At 71.5% G+C, this 1,086-nt stretch carries 1 protein-coding gene; it reads right to left on the bottom strand.

From position 1 onward, the window contains the following. Nucleotides 1-926, bottom strand: a 926-nt coding sequence (locus tag ACJA3G_RS37455) for an acyl-CoA dehydrogenase family protein (protein ID WP_406557465.1), incomplete at its 3' end; no start/stop codon positions are given. Between the last annotated feature and the right edge of the window lie 160 nt (nucleotides 927-1,086).

Consider the following 1,086-nt stretch of genomic DNA (forward strand, 5'->3'; position numbering starts at 1 on the left):
GCCCCGGTCCCCGCCGCTGTGCCGGTGCTGATGCGCCATGCCGCCTGCCACAGGGTGGCCTCCATCGCGCGCAAGTCGATGTAGCGGTCCGCCGCCTGGACGGCGACCGCCTGAAAGGTCGCGATGGGGAACCCGAACTGCTCGCGTTTCCCGGTGTACGCGCTGGTCATCGCCAGTACCGCCTCGCCGAGGCCCAGCGCGAGCGCGCAGGTGCCGGTGGCCAGCAGTCCGCGCAGCCACTCCCAGGCACCCTCGTCCGTGACGACCGCGCGGGCTTCGACCCGTACGGCGTCGAGACGCACCTCGGCGAACCGCTCTCCGCTGGTGGAGACCTGGTCGGCGAGCGTGATTCCGTCGTGGACGCGGGGGACCAGCGCGAGTACGGTGCGGCCTTCGCCGGTGTGGGCGGGCACGGCGATACGGTCCGCGCTCTGCGCCCAGGGCACCCCGGTCTGCACCCCGTCGAGCACCCAGACGCCGTCGCCGGCGGTCTCCTGCCGTGCCGTGACAGCGAGTTCGGCGGGGTCATGGCCTGTGCGGCCGTTGGCCCCGACGGTGAACACCAACTCGCCCCGGCCTGCGGCGGGAAGCAGTTCACGGGCCAGTTCGGTGTCCCCGTAACGCTGTACGGCCATCGCCACCGCGCTGCTCTCCAGCAGCGGCACCCGGGCCAGCACCCTCGCGGACTCGCGCAGCACCAGGCAGAGGGCGATCGGGTCGAGGCCCGCCCCGCCGTATTGGGGGTCGATGACCAGGCTGAGCAGGTCCGACTCGGCGAGCTTGGCCCACAGCGGGCGGTCGAACTCCTCGGCCACCGCGCCCTGAGTCAGCGCGGGGCTCGGTACGGTGTCGGGCGCGACCCCGGAGAAGACCGCCTTCGCCGCCTCGACGGCCGCCTGCTGCTCCTCGGTGAAGGTGAAGTCCACAGCCCTGTCCTCCCGCGCACCGGATCTGATGGGCCGTCAAGATAGAACAGGTTCTATTGGATTGGAATGGACGGAGCCCGCTGGACGAGAAGAGCGAGAAGACGAGAGGGGCGAGAAGGGCCGGAAGGATGAGAGGAACCTAGGGGGCCTCCCCCCCCCC

The sequence above is a fragment of the Streptomyces sp. YS-3 genome (assembly GCF_045257485.1).
GTDB lineage: Bacteria > Actinomycetota > Actinomycetes > Streptomycetales > Streptomycetaceae > Streptomyces.